The sequence below is a fragment of the Thermodesulfovibrionales bacterium genome, assembly GCA_026417875.1.
Taxonomy (GTDB): domain Bacteria; phylum Nitrospirota; class Thermodesulfovibrionia; order Thermodesulfovibrionales; family CALJEL01; genus CALJEL01.
In genome coordinates, this window is the sequence record JAOACK010000017.1 from 1 (window position 1) to 11,461 (window position 11,461).

Sequence of the window (11,461 nt, forward strand, 5' to 3'; positions counted from 1 at the left end):
TTTTAATATATCTCAATAAGTTTACATATTGCTTCAAATTTTCTACCAGTTTAAGCTGACAATTCTTGTCCATAATATGCGTGAAATTCCTCACTTATTATGACAGGCAAGGCAGATATCTCCCTCTGACGGCAGTATTACCAGAAATTTGTTTCTATCACTCGGTCCATTTGTTCTGTGAGGATTATGACAGGTATTACACTCCATCCTCCGGTTTGTTAATGTCAATCTTGCCTGCAGTTGTGAGGGAAGCTGATTGTAGGGCCATATTGATGAATCTGCGCTAGCTGCATCGTCATAATTAAATCCAACAGGATGGTCATTCCTCAGGTCTGTTCCACCTGTACATGTATCTCCTATACAGGCGGCATCACCTATATTAAGAGGTCTTATATTCGGGTCATTAAAGAAGTCGCCAAATTGATTATAATTTCCCGCTCCCATATCTGGAACTGGAGATGGTCTGCTTAAAAGGACATTCATAGCACCGATTCCATCATGGCAGCTAAGGCATAGAAGTGAAAATACACCAGGCTGCGGTGGATTATTTTTAAATGTATATGTGTGACTCGTATAGGGCTGAAAGGTATTTGCAGGCAGTGCTCTATTCCAAAGGAATCTTCCATTTAAGTTACCTGTTGAACCATAAGGAGGATTTGGATTATTTGTATAGGTCTGGTTTGTGTTAGCCCTGTGAGGTGTGTGGCAGAAAATACATGGATTTTCCTCAAAGTAACTAAAGGGTGTGCCACCCCATATAGAAAGGTCATGAAGACCACCTGCTATCTCTGCTGTGGAATTTCGCACAGTGAGTGCGAAAATTAACACAACCCCCAAAAGGCCTGCTAAGATATAAGTCCTTGATTTTAAAAGCATATAAACCTCCTGAATAATGCCTCCTCGTTCAAAATATAATATAGCAATGTTAAAGAATGCAATTCCTGTGCCATAAATTATATCCACTTATTATATACTCATGGCCATCTTTTTTCCTGGTAAAACTGTACATTATGTTCCACATCCCTTCCTCCAACATGGCATCTTAGATAACAGAGGGGTCTTCCTGCTGGTGAATTAATATATGAAGGTATGGGTGAGGATGATACAAAAAGCGGGTCAAAATTTATCAGGTGCTGATTGAGCCTTGAACCATGGCTGTCATGACAGGCAGAACAGGGTATATGATTATAAACAACATGTTCCCTGTGTCTCTGAAAACTCTGATTGTTTATAATCGATTGTCTTTCATGACAGGTATAGCAGAGCTCATAGGCCTCATAAGACTCAGGACCCTCTCTGTTACTGTAACGTGCTTTCAGTATATATTCATAATCTGAACCATGCGGTCCTTTCGGACCAAAAGGATCACTGTTTCCATGACAATCTGTACAGAGTATCTTACTGTTAGGATTAAGCGGTGGTATAAGACTTGGAACTTTTCCATTTTTTCCTCTTGCTTCAACAGGATGATAAGAAGGGTTCATACTATCCATTAATTCTGCAATGTTCTTTCTGTCAGGTGGCAGGTTTAAGCTATCTGAATGGCATAGATAACAGACCTCGTATTCTTCATCTGCCTCTTTCTTTTTAAACTTTTTGGATGAATAGCCTTTAACCTTTTTCCATGGTTTATCAGGAGTCGATTCATGAACCCTGTGGCAGTCCTGGCAGGCAACATGCCTTGGTGCTGAAGGATCTTTTTCAGGCAATTCCTCAAGGGGTTTATGGTACTGAGAGGTTTCAAGTACAGGATGTCTGTATCGTTTCTTAAATACTGAATAAATATCTGTCTTTGCCTTGAGCATCTCTGGCATGTCGCTCCTGATACCACCGTGGCAGGCAAAACAGAGCTGGGTTTTATCAAATCTGAGCATTGGAGAACTCTTTACACCATGACCTTTATGACAGACAGCACATCCTGCAGGATTCTTGATTCTATCTGTGTGTGAGGGTTCAACAGCATATGATGTAATTGTTAGACCTAACAAAAGCACAATTAAAGTTATTTCCCTTAGTACCATCCTCCACCTCACGGGCATGCTCCTGTATCACATCTTACATGGCAAGTGCAGCACAGGCCACTGTAATTATTCCAGGGCCAGTCACCCTGAGAAGGTGATGTGTTTCTTAGGAATTTTGTTATGCCAGGTACAGGGTCATAATGAGGGTCATGGCATGAGGTGCACTGGACTCCATAGTGCCAGTTGTTAGGGTCCCTGCATCCACCAGGAGTTGAACATCCTGGAACATACTGACTCCTTGTTGGCTGAAGATAGGGCGGTCCTGGAGGAGGATTTTTTAATTTCCACGTAACTGTAGGACACTGAGCAGCCTTATCAATGGCAAGGGCAGTATTGTATTCAATTGATACAAGATGATGTCCGCTAAGATTGGTTCCTATTACAGATGAGCCTGTTAAAGGACCGAGACCTATTCCACCACCCATCTGTATAATAACATCATAAATACCGCCAAGATTATGGACAGCACCGAGGGGCACGGTGCCATCATGGCAGCTGAGACAGAGTTTAGAATCTCCATCAGGTGGGTTCAGCGGATAGGTAAGCTGTGTTCCTGTTACACCAGGAGGTACAGATACAGTATAGGTGGCTTTGGAGAGGGTATGGTTCCAGAGAGGAACCTCAATTGCACTGTGAGGTGTATGGCAGAATATGCATATCCTTGTCTCACTAACAGCCTTTATATTTACGCCTGTCTGTGTGGCAGATAGGTTATGTTTGTTACCCGGCCTTGTAAGATTACCCGGGCTCTGGGCTTTAGATGTGAGTGCTAATGTTGAGGTTAAGAGTAATATAAGGGTCAGGGTTAAGATTCTCAATCTTAATGTCGGGCCTCTCATTCACTTTCCTCCCAGAAATTCAAAGGCCTGGATTCTCATATTTATTGTATCGGCAACATAAATGACATCCTGCTCATCAATAAATATACCTGTTGGAAGATAAAATTTTCCATAGTCATGACCCTTCTCTCCGAAAAATAATAGAAGCCTTCCCTCTTGATTAAAGATCTTGACCATATCCATACCAGCATCAACAACATAGATATTGCCCTCTGAATCCGCAGCCACGCCTTTTGGCTTATCAAGCGTGTGATAGGCATTACCCGGCTCACCGAATTTTTTTATAAATCTGCCGTCAGAACCGAATATCTGAATCCTGAAATTGAGAGAATCACTTACATAAAGATAGCCATTTCTATCCACAGAGAGATAACCCGGATAATTGAATTCTCCGTCTCCTTCTCCCCTGCCACCTATCTCGCCCAGTCTCTTTCCGGAGGTACTGTAAACATAAACCTTATGTCCAAGGGTATCTGCTACATAGATAATATTCCTTTGTCTATCAATCCCGAGTCCTGAGGGCCTAAGAAACTCTCCTTCAAAAAAAGAAACAAACCTGCCACGAGAGCTGTAAATCATCACCTTCTTTAATTCAGGATCTGAAACATATATATTCCCCGCCTTATCAGAAACCACACTCACTGGATACTGCAGTTCTTCATTATCAGCATCAAGGATATGAAAGGTTCTCATGTTATTTCTATCAATTACTGTAATCCGTCCGGCTCCCGGATCTGCTATGTAAAGCCTTTTCTCATCTACATATACCCCCTGTGGTCTCAGTAAAATAGGTGAATATTTTGGATTATCAGGGTCATCTATCCCAGCAAGAATATCAAGAGCCCCAGCGGCTTCAGTATAATTAACATTCTGCAGGCTCCAGAGGTATTTTATCCTTGGTTTTTCAGGCTCTCCTGGCCAGAGGATACCTCCGGAGGCTGTCAGGTCAATACGTGAGGTATAGAATGTAGAAGCACAGGAACAAAGCAAGAAAAGGATAGGTAGTAGGTAGTAAGGTGTAGAAGGCATAAGTATTATAGAAGAGGTTGTAAGGTGTAATTTAGAATATTTCATAAATTACCTCTGACCTCTGGCCAAGAAACAAAGGCTATTTTAAAAAACTGCCTGCAATCTCTTTTTCTGCATTGAGCTGAATTAGAATAAATTAATATTGCTGATTTTTCCATTTTACTCACCGGAAGATAATGTTCAATTTACCATGACCTCGATCTTTGCTGTCTCCTTCAATCTCTTAATCAGGGCTTCTTCAAGCTCTTTCCTTCTCTTCTCCTCTATCTCCCTTTTGAGCTTATCCTTTATTTCATCAAAACTTAACTGTGTCGGTGGAACCTTCTCTTCCATTTTTATTATATGAAAGCCGTATATTGTTTCGATAAGGTCACTGATCTCACCAGGCTTTAATTTAAAGGCTACCTCCTCGAGCTCGGGTAATAACCTTCCCCTGTGAACCAGACCGAGATCTCCTCCTTTCACACGCCAGTCATCTGCTGAATAATTGTAGGCAAGTTCTCCAAAGTCCTCACCTGCTCTTGCTCTTTTAAGTATATCTTCTGCCTCTTTCTTCTTCTCTTTTTTCTCATCACTGGATGCTCCTGGTTCAACCCTTATAAGTATGTGTCTTATACGTACAGACTCTGGTCTTAAAAAATCCTTTTTGTTCCTTTCATAATAGTCTTTGAGAAATTCTTCAGAGACCTTTGATTTTTCTATCACCTCTTTATCATAAAATTTTTGAATAATAAGGTTTCTCTCTATATCCTTTTTAAGTTCATCCTCTGATATGCCAGCCTGCTTGAGAGCCTCTTTGTATTCTTTCTTTGAATTAAACCTCTTTTTAATCGTCTCAAGGCCCTGGTTTATATCCGATTTCTCAACCCTTATCCCTTTCTTTTTTGCTTCCTGGTAATAGAGTTCCCTTCTTACGAGTTCCTCGATAGCCTTTTTCCTCAGCTCCGCTCTTTTTTCTGCTGTTACTGTCTGGTGATAAAAGGCTCTTGGTAATAACTCATCCATTATTCTCTGAAGCTGTGATTCCTTAAGGCTAACTCCATTCACTACTGCAACAACCTTATCCTCAGCCTGAGCATTATATATCCAGATTCCAAGCACCAGTGAACATAAAAAAATTATTCTTTTCATCTCTCCTCCTATCTACCAAAATATCTGCTTACCCTTAAATAGATCCTGTGTTCGGTGGTTGAGAAATTATTCTCTTCCCTTTCCCTCAGGGTATATTCAGCTGAAAATGTAAGTCTTCCATAATACCATGAAAAGGTATTTTTAAGCTCTGTAAGGGATTGATCAACTGCAGTATCAGCGCTATACTGAAGGGAGCTCATAAAGCTTGTTCTACGTGAAAAATTCGTTGAATAAAGAAGTCTTAAATTGTATATCTCACTTGTTTTGTTTGTTATATCTGGATTTGTGCTGTCTATCCTTTCAAAGGAACCCCCTACTGATATCCTGTGCCTGCCATAAAACCAGCTTATATCTCCATCAATTTTATCTGAAACCTCTCTGTATTCAGTATCGTTGTCTATATTTCTCAGAGTGTGTCTGAGCATTGATTGAGCCGAAAGGTTTCTGAGTATAAAAGCTGATACTCCGTAGCTGATTGAGTGTGATTCAGTTGTTTTGCTATTGTCATTACTGAAAAATCTACTATAACCATAGGAACCATTAAAACTGAACCTGCGCCATTTTGTTGTATTAAAACCAATGCTTAAATCTACAGGTACGCCCTCTTCTGAATAACCAAGACCTGCATTACCTCTCAAGACAAGTCCTCTGATATGGGTTGATACAATACCCTCTGTAAGGGTCAGATTGTAGGAATCTGATTCATCATCCTCTGATCTGGTTACCAGGTATCCTGCTCCAACGGAGGTGCTGGAATACAGATAGGGGCTGAACCTCTTGCCCACTGAAAACATAGTATTGAGATTGTATGAATCGGCCTTACTTGTGGCACTTTCGGAATGGTCATAACTACCTGCAAGATTCCATCTATAGGATGTGTTTTGATCTTTCTGGATATGGCGGTCAAGCCTTGATTCAAGCTTAGTTGTTTTTGTAGAACTACCATCTGAGTCAAATATTACATGCTGAAACCTGTTGTCCAGTCTGTAAGAATCAAAATTGTGCAGGGTAGTTAAAATAAATCTTTCAGTGGATATCTCCTTATCTACCGGAGTGTATTCAGTGGTACTGAGATGATAATTAAATACATAGTTTGAATCCTTACCACCTGTTCTTAGCCTGAGGTCATAAGTTCTGTTATCTATTCTCTGGTCGCCACGGAGTTCAGAGATATTTCTGTCAAAGTCAAAGTTAACAGATGGAATTGGTATCCTGATTCCAGAAGCCGGCTCCTTCCTCATATTATTTATGGTTTGATTTTCCTGGTTACCATTTGCATTTGCGTTTCCATTTGCATTACCATTTGCATTACCGTTTGCATTCTCATTCTGATTATTTACCTGCTGATTGTATTTTAGCCTCTGTGGCTGTTCATATATACTTCTTATGCTAAATAACTTACCATAGCCAAATAAATTTATATAAAATGGTACAGACCAGGAGGTGCTGAGGCCGTAACTTTTTGTATCTCCAAAATCACTATCATACCTTGAGTATCTTAATATTACCGGTCTCGGTATGTAATTCAGAAAAATCAGGTTCCTGTTTGCAACATATCTGAAATTAAATAATTCCAGTTTAAGGTCAAAGCCTTTTAGATCATCTTCAAAGAGTGTTCCTGATCTGTCCTGAAATGTTCCCTTTAAATCAAAATTAACTATTCTGCTGTCTAACAGGTGTCCTGAAACTCCAAGTTGATATTCCTGGGTAAAACTGTAAGCCTCTTCATCTTCCATCCATCTCTTTTCATATTCAAGACTTGCAACTCCATAAAGAGTGTATCTTGCCTCAGAAAAAGAAGGCAAAAGGAACAGAGAGATTATTATAAAATAAAGTTTTAAAAAGAGGAATTTATGGTTTAAATAACCTCTTTTTTTACTGGTAATTTTTCTTTTTAAAACTTCATTGTGCATTAAAACTTTCCTTTAATGTTGCAAATTCATTCGTGAAATTATTTTCTCCAGGTCTTCTCGAGTATCTTTTCCTTCTACCTTTAAGGGGCACTTCCTTACCCTGTCTTTCAAGATAGGCAATATCCCTCTTTAAGGTTGAAACAGAACAGAGTAAAAGTGCGGAGAGGTCTTCATAGCTTAAAAGGAGACCCTGTTCCTTAGCCTCATGGGTAAGTCTGAGTATCCTTCTTAATCTCAGTTTCCTGAGACCTTCCTTTTTAAGGACATCTTCATCAGACTGTCCTATTAAAGTAAGGAGTATTCTACTGAAACTGCCATTTTTAACAAAATATTCAATCTTTCCGAAGTCCATATTCTTTTAAATCCCTTTTTATTGTTGCCTTTGATGCAAGGAGTAAGAGACTGAGGTCCCTGTAACTCAGTCTAACACCCTGAGCCATTGCCTCCTGAAGAAGCCTTCTGATTCTGAGCTTTCTGAGCATGGAGACACCAGAACTTTTCAGGTATTCAAGATCTTCCTTACAGCATAAGGTCAATTTGATACCTCTGAGTGTGTTCTTTCCGTCTCTGACATAATATGTTATAATCCCCATAAAGAACCTCCTTCTGTGTGAAATAACCCACTAAAGAGTGTATTTTCACACAGTTTTGTTATTCAAAAAAACCTATTTCTTATGGTATTCTGTGCCATTAAAATCTTTAAAAATAAGCTCATTTGAACCCCTCATTAACAGGGCAAAATAAAAGGGGTTTAAAAACCCTTCTTTAAAGAAAGCAATTACTGTGCCACTTAATATTGAGCGTGAATAGAAAGGCCCGAGCAAGGATATGTAGCCGGGATTATGATATAATTTAAAAATGTTAAAGGAAGTTTTTATTGAGCTTGAAAAAAGACTGCTTGAGGAGATAAAGGCTCACTACGGTGAAAGACTTGTGAGTGTTGCTATTTTTGGTTCTCAGGCAAGGCAGACCCAGAGATTTGATTCTGATATTGATATATTAATAATTGCAGAGGGCCTGCCAGCTGGTCGCATGAAAAGGATAAGGGATTTTGAAGAGATAGAGGGGTCTTTAGAACCATTTATAAGGGATCTTCAGAAAAAAGGTATAAATACCTATATATCTCCAGTCTTTAAGACCCCTGAGGAGGCTATGAGGGGAAGTCCTCTTTTCATTGATATGACAGAGGATGCCAGGATAATTTTTGACAGAAATGACTTTTTTAAGAATATCCTTTTAAGACTCAAAAAAAGGCTTGAGGAACTTGGAGCTAAGAGGGTCTGGAAGGGAAATACATGGTATTGGATACTTAAACGGGACTTCAGACCTGGCGAGGTCTTTGAGATATGAGCAGCAAGGAACTTGCCCTAAGTTATCTTTTTAAGGCTAAAAAGCGATTAAAGGCACTCTATGTTCTCTTTGAAGAGGAAGACTACTCTGATGTCATAAGGGAGGCTCAAGAGATAGTAGAGCTCTGCCTTAAGGCAATGCTAAGGTCAGCAGGTATAGAGCCACCGAAGATCCATGAGGTGTCTTCTTTATTAATTGAACACAGAGACAGGTTCAGTGAGGATGTAGTAAAACATTTTAATGAAATTTCCCGGATATCAAAGAGATTAAGAAAAGAGAGGGAACTCGCCTTTTATGGAGAAATGGATTTTATACCAACTGAAGAGTATTCAGAAGAAGATGCCCTTGAGGCAATAAAAGAAGCTGAGTTTGTTTTAAGGGTTGCTGAAGAGACGGTGTCAAAACTTTAACATGCCTATTATTTCTCTGTTTTTTTTAGTACTCTTACTTACACTCCCTATTATTAAACCAGCCTTGGGGTCGGACAGAATGGTACTTATACCTGAAGGCTTTTTTGTCATGGGAAGTCCTGAGAAAAGCTCCTATCCAGAGGATGAAAAGCCTAGCCACAGGGTATATATTGATAGTTTTTATATTGATATCTACGAGGTGACAAATGAAGACTTTGCAGCATTTTTAAATACCATAAAGCCTGACCCAGAGAAGAGGAAGAGATGGATAGTCCTTAGGTCTGACCTTAAGACAGAGGAGCGCAAGGACTTCTGGCCCGCTGAGATAGTTTATGAAAATGGAATTTATAAACCGGTTAAGGGATTTGAAAGGCATCCAGTAAATTCAGTATCCTGGTATGCTGCAGAGGCATACTGTAGATGGCTTGGCAAAAGGCTTCCAACAGAGGCAGAATGGGAAAAGGCAGCAAGAGGAGGAATTGAGGGAAAGCTCTATCCCTGGGGAGACGCCTATCCTACAGTTGGTATAATTTATAACAGGACCTGGAATGATAACAGCCTTCCTGTGCCTACAGAACCAGTGGGAAATTATGCTCCAAATGGCTATGGAATATGGGATATGGCAGGAAATGTAGCTGAATGGGTTAATGACTGGTATGACCCTGAATATTACAGAATCTCTCCAAAGAAGAATCCAAAAGGTCCTGAATCAGGCACAATGAAGGTTATTCGTGGAGGCTCCTGGTCAGGAGATGCAAATTCTTTAAGGGTCTCTAAGAGAAATTATGCTTTTCCTGATAACCTCTTAAGTGGTGTTGGATTCAGGTGTGCAAGATAAGGGGGAGCAAATGCTCCCCCTAAAAATTAGTAGGCATGGCAGTCTGTGCAAATTGATGCGTAAGACATCCTCAGGAAAGGCTGATAGCCTGTGTCTGTTTCATGTGGATCATGGCAGGTTGCACACTCCATCATCCAGTTACCACCAACATTGTAAAATCTTGCTCCAGCTGTCTGCATTGCATTTATTGATTTTAGACCTGCCCTGCCAGGAATAACCTGGATGCCTACTGGATGCTCCTGTCTGAGGTCACCACCAACACCAAGGCCAGGCATCCTGCCTGTCACTGGGTTAATCGCGTTGTTCATGTACCCATTGGTTATGGTAGAAGCAGTACCTCCTCCAGTAGTACCAGCTATTGTGCTGTCTGTACCTACGAGGATGTCTCCAAGGGCTATGGTTCCGTCATGGCAACTGAGACATGTCTTTGAGTTTGTTCCAGGCTGGCCTACTGTTGTGCCTGCAAGTGTCTGCCCTCCTCCATAAACCTGGTATGTAATTGTCGGAAGATTTCTGTTCCAGAGAGGTGCACCATTCACTACAGGATTGTTCCTCAAGTGAGGTGTGTGGCAGAACTGACAGGCTGAAACCTGAGCACCTGTGTAAAAGTTAGTAGCTGTCAGGTCATGCCTTGAGCCAGCAATTATGGCAAAGGACACGCTTGCTGCCATAAGGACCATGGCAATGGCAATTATTAGAGCCTTCTTCATCTTTACACCTCCTTTCTTTTAAGGTTTAATTGGCTGAATCAGCCAGCATTGTATAACAATGCAAAAGCTATGCCAGCATTATATTTAATCTAACAAATTGATTTTTAAAGAAATATGCAATCCTTACCAGCATTGTATCTGTGTGTTTTAACATAGGACTGTGAGTTTTCACACAATTATTTTTGTTTTTCTTTCCATTTTTTGCCCATATACTGGAATATCTGGAATCTCTTATTAAGCTGTTCAACCACATATATCCTATCTTCATGGTCAATGTATAGACCTGCTGGTAGCCCCAACTGTCCCGGCTCTATTCCTGGACCTCCAAAAAACATTAAAAGCTGACCCTCTTTATTAAATATCTGGACATTCTCAAAGGCTGCATCTACAACATAGATATTGTCCTCACTGTCTATTCCTATTCCTTTAGGTCTTGTGAATGTTCCCGGGACATCTCCTATCTGGCCAAAGGTCCTCACGAGGTTTCCCTCAGGGTCAAAGACCTGTATTCTCCAGTTACCTGTGTCAACAACATGGAGAAGGCCTTCTGAATTAAGAGCGATGTTTGTTGGAAAGTTGAATTCACCCTTTTCATGACCCCTTCTGCCAATAGTCATTATCTTACTGTAATCATCAAGGTTATAGACATTTATTACATGGCTGTTTGAATCTGCAACATATATCCTTCTTCTCTTCTCATCAATGGCAATACTGCTTGGTGTCTTGAATTCTCCCTGCTGCCCGAGGAGTGCCACAGCTTTTCCATCTTTATAAACAAATACCCTGTCCTGAGATACATCTGCTACAAAGACCCTTCCATCTGAAGAAGCTGCAACGCCCACAGGGTTATCAACCCTGCCAATTCCTGGTTCTGCTCCAAGGAATGAATACTCACCCTTTTCAAGGTCTATCACCCATACCCTTCCCTTATCTGTTATATAAATTCTGTTTGACCTGTCCACAGTCACTCCATAGGGTTTTATAAATATGTCTATCCTTTCCTCTCCAAAGAGGGTCTCTATAAATTTCTTCTTTTTAACAATGTCAATACTTCCTCTTATATAGTCAATATATTTTATCCTGGGCTCATCCGGTGGAAGGGGCCAGACAAGGTCAATGGGCTTTTTCTCTAACTCAGGTGCGCAGGCTGCAAAAACCAAGAAAAGTGTTATTAAAGATAATTTTTTTAACATCCAGAGACCTCCTTATTTAACATTTAT

General features: G+C 40.3%; 13 protein-coding genes. 3 read left to right on the forward strand and 10 right to left on the reverse strand.

Going from position 1 to position 11,461, the window contains the following annotated elements:
• Positions 1-90: 90 nt before the first annotated feature.
• The 8 genes from N2257_04725 to N2257_04760 form a co-directional block, all read right to left on the reverse strand.
• Positions 91-876 (reverse strand): cytochrome c3 family protein, encoded by a 786-nt coding sequence (locus N2257_04725; protein MCX7793692.1) that lies wholly within the window; start codon positions 874-876, stop codon positions 91-93.
• Between the two features lie 98 nt (positions 877-974).
• Positions 975-2,039, reverse strand: coding sequence for a cytochrome c3 family protein (locus N2257_04730; protein MCX7793693.1), 1,065 nt, complete (start codon positions 2,037-2,039; stop codon positions 975-977).
• Positions 2,030-2,860 carry a hypothetical protein gene (locus N2257_04735; GenBank protein ID MCX7793694.1) on the reverse strand — a complete coding sequence of 277 codons (831 nt, stop codon included), beginning with the start codon at positions 2,858-2,860 and terminating at the stop codon, positions 2,030-2,032. The genes N2257_04730 and N2257_04735 overlap by 10 nt, the downstream gene beginning before the upstream one ends.
• Complete coding sequence (locus N2257_04740) at positions 2,861-3,934, reverse strand: 6-bladed beta-propeller (GenBank protein ID MCX7793695.1); 1,074 nt, start codon at positions 3,932-3,934, stop codon at positions 2,861-2,863.
• A gap of 135 nt (positions 3,935-4,069) precedes the next feature.
• Positions 4,070-5,020, reverse strand: coding sequence for a peptidylprolyl isomerase (locus N2257_04745; protein ID MCX7793696.1), 951 nt, complete (start codon positions 5,018-5,020; stop codon positions 4,070-4,072).
• A gap of 8 nt (positions 5,021-5,028) precedes the next feature.
• Positions 5,029-6,825 carry a hypothetical protein gene (locus tag N2257_04750; GenBank protein ID MCX7793697.1) on the reverse strand — a complete coding sequence of 599 codons (1,797 nt, stop codon included), beginning with the start codon at positions 6,823-6,825 and terminating at the stop codon, positions 5,029-5,031.
• Between the two features lie 97 nt (positions 6,826-6,922).
• Positions 6,923-7,285: a DUF1670 domain-containing protein gene (locus tag N2257_04755; GenBank protein MCX7793698.1), complete on the reverse strand. Its 363-nt coding sequence runs from the start codon at positions 7,283-7,285 to the stop codon at positions 6,923-6,925.
• Positions 7,266-7,526, reverse strand: a complete 261-nt coding sequence (locus N2257_04760) for a DUF1670 domain-containing protein (protein ID MCX7793699.1) — start codon at positions 7,524-7,526, stop codon at positions 7,266-7,268. The genes N2257_04755 and N2257_04760 overlap by 20 nt, the downstream gene beginning before the upstream one ends.
• 265 nt (positions 7,527-7,791) lie before the next feature.
• Here N2257_04760 and N2257_04765 point away from each other — a divergent pair, with 265 nt between their 5' ends.
• The 3 genes from N2257_04765 to N2257_04775 all read left to right on the forward strand — a co-directional run bounded on the left by N2257_04765 (position 7,792) and on the right by N2257_04775 (position 9,531).
• Positions 7,792-8,283, forward strand: a complete 492-nt coding sequence (locus N2257_04765; GenBank protein ID MCX7793700.1) for a nucleotidyltransferase domain-containing protein — start codon at positions 7,792-7,794, stop codon at positions 8,281-8,283.
• Positions 8,280-8,693 carry a HEPN domain-containing protein gene (locus N2257_04770; GenBank protein ID MCX7793701.1) on the forward strand — a complete coding sequence of 138 codons (414 nt, stop codon included), beginning with the start codon at positions 8,280-8,282 and terminating at the stop codon, positions 8,691-8,693. Before N2257_04765 ends, N2257_04770 begins: the two co-directional genes overlap by 4 nt.
• A 64-nt stretch (positions 8,694-8,757) precedes the next feature.
• On the forward strand, positions 8,758-9,531 hold the full coding sequence (locus N2257_04775; GenBank protein MCX7793702.1) for a formylglycine-generating enzyme family protein: 774 nt from the start codon (positions 8,758-8,760) through the stop codon (positions 9,529-9,531).
• Positions 9,532-9,557: 26 nt separating this feature from the next.
• Here the strand turns inward: N2257_04775 and N2257_04780 are convergent, their stop codons facing one another.
• Entirely contained in the window at positions 9,558-10,241 is a 684-nt protein-coding gene (locus tag N2257_04780; protein ID MCX7793703.1) for a cytochrome c3 family protein, read from the reverse strand.
• A gap of 176 nt (positions 10,242-10,417) precedes the next feature.
• Positions 10,418-11,434 (reverse strand): 6-bladed beta-propeller, encoded by a 1,017-nt coding sequence (locus N2257_04785; protein ID MCX7793704.1) that lies wholly within the window; start codon positions 11,432-11,434, stop codon positions 10,418-10,420.
• Positions 11,435-11,461 lie beyond the last annotated feature (27 nt).